Annotated in this window: 2 protein-coding genes; one reads left to right on the plus strand and one right to left on the minus strand. The window is 73.2% G+C overall.

What is annotated here, in order from left to right; translation table 11 throughout:
* Positions 1–14: 14 nt before the first annotated feature.
* On the minus strand, positions 15–728 hold the full coding sequence (locus ETD83_RS41455; RefSeq protein ID WP_138650706.1) for an SDR family NAD(P)-dependent oxidoreductase: 714 nt from the start codon (positions 726–728) through the stop codon (positions 15–17).
* A 213-nt stretch (positions 729–941) separates the two neighbouring features.
* Here ETD83_RS41455 and ETD83_RS41460 point away from each other — a divergent pair, with 213 nt between their 5' ends.
* On the plus strand, positions 942–2087 hold the full coding sequence (locus ETD83_RS41460) for a GAF domain-containing sensor histidine kinase (RefSeq protein WP_138650707.1): 1146 nt from the start codon (positions 942–944) through the stop codon (positions 2085–2087).
* Positions 2088–2153 lie beyond the last annotated feature (66 nt).

The raw sequence follows: 2153 nt of genomic DNA on the forward strand, positions 1-2153 counted from the left end.
CTCCAGGACGGTGGTCATTGGGCACCGGCCAGGGCAGAGGCGCGGTAGCGGCCGCTGGGCAGGCGGTCGGTCACGAGACGGCGGAGCGCGGCCGCGGCCTCCTCCGGGGGCGGGGCGGAATCGGCGTCCTCGCCTGCGGCGCGGAGCATGTCGGTGTTCATCTCGCCGGGGTCCGCCCACCACACGGCCACGTCCGGCTCCTCGGCCGCGAGGACGTTCGAGAGCTGCTCCAGCGCCGCCTTCGACGACCCGTAGCCGCCCCACGTCTCGTAGTTCTCCACGGCCGCGTCCGACGTGATGTTGAGGATCGCACCGCGCCGCTCCCGCAGGCTCGGCAGGACGTCCTGGATCAATGCCAGCGGTGCCAGGACGTTCGTCGCGAACGTGTCCGCCAGGTCGGTGACGGGCAGTGCCGCGAGCCGGTACATCGGCGTCGGACCGAGGGTGCTCGCGTTGTTGACGAGCAGGTCGAGCCCGCCCTCTACGGCCCGGACGAGGTCCGCCCGGTGTGCAGGGTCGGTGACGTCCCCGGCAATGGCCCTGACGTTGCCGCCATCGTTGCCGCCGGTGCCGCCGCTGCTGCCGCCGCTGCTGATGTCGTCGGCGGCTGCGGCCAGGGCGGTCGGGTCGCGTGCGTCGATGACGAGGTGCCAGCCGTCCCGGGCGAGGTCGCGGGCGAGTGCCCGGCCGAGCCCCCGGGAGGCCCCGGTGATCAGTGCTGTCTTCATGCTCCCGACGCTAGGAACCGGCGCCGTTCGCGGCATCGGCCGTCGGGCCCGCTGGGCGGTGGTCAGATGGTCCTAGGACCGCGGTCCCCGACCCCCGGACGGCACCGGCGGAGACGTCGTCCCGGGGGCTGATTCGAGAAGTCCCGCGCAGCGAGTACGGTCTTCACATGTGAGCGCCGCGAGGCGCTCGGCCAGCGGAGACGAGAGGCCGGGATGGACACGGGCGACGGCGGCAGCGGAGGCCAGGGCGCGACCCTGCGCGCCGTGAGCGCAGCCGTGCTCGCGGTGACCCGGCACCTGTCGGTCCACGAGGTGCTGCAGGTGATCGTCCGGGCGGCGGCGCAGCTGCTGGACGCCCAGTACGCGGCCCTCGGTGTCCCGGACGACGAGGGCTCGTTCGCCGAGTTCGTCGTCGAGGGCGTCTCCGACGAGGACTGGGAGCGCATCGGCCCGCTGCCCCGCCAGCACGGCATGCTCGCCGCGATGCTGCGCGGCGACACGCCCAAGCGGCTCGCCGACATCCGCAAGGAGCCGGAGTTCGAGGGCTGGCCGCAGGCGCACCCCGTCCTGAAGGACTTCCTGGGCGTCCCGATCCAGGACGGCGATGACGTCATCGGCATCATCTTCCTGGCCAACAAGAAGCGTCCCGGCGGCTTCACCGAGGACGACGAAGAGCTCCTCACCCTGTTCGCCGCGCACGCCGCGATCGCCGTCACGAACGCCCGCCTGTACGAGCACAACCGCGAGCTGACGGTCGTCGCCGAACGCAACCGCATGGCCCGCGAGCTGCACGACGCCGTCGCGCAGAAGCTCTTCTCGCTGCGCCTGACCGCCCGCACGGCATCCGCGCTGGCCGTGCGCAACCCCGCCCGGACGGTCCAGGAGCTGGAGCAGGTCGAGCGGCTCGCCGCCGACGCCCTCGCCGAACTCCGCGCCGTGATCTTCGAGCTGCGCCCGGCGGACCTCACGGACGGCCTGGTCTCCTCGCTGCGCAAGCACGTCGAGGTCCTCGACCGGGCGCACGAGACGACCGTGCGCATCGCCGCCGACGAGGCCGTCGTCCTGCCCGAGGACCAGGAGGCCGTCGCGTTCCGCATCACCCAGGAGGCGCTCTACAACGCGCTGCGGCACGCCGGCGCGCAGACCGTCGAGGTACGGCTCGGCACGCGGGACGGGCAGGCCGTGCTGGAGGTCGCCGACGACGGCTCCGGGTTCGACGCGTCCGACACGGCGGCCGAGCAGCAGAACGGGCTCGGCCTCGCGTCCATGCGCGACCGCGCCTACTCGATCGGCGGCGAGCTCACGATCGATGCCACGCCCGGGCACGGCACAACCGTCCGGCTGGAGGTGCCGCTGTGACCGCCAACGGACGCACGCCGTATCCCCCGAGGGGTGACGACCCCGCGAGCCCCCCGGGAAGAGCAC

This window comes from Actinomadura soli (genome assembly GCF_005889715.1).
In the GTDB taxonomy this organism is placed as follows: Bacteria; Actinomycetota; Actinomycetes; order Streptosporangiales; family Streptosporangiaceae; genus Spirillospora; species Spirillospora soli.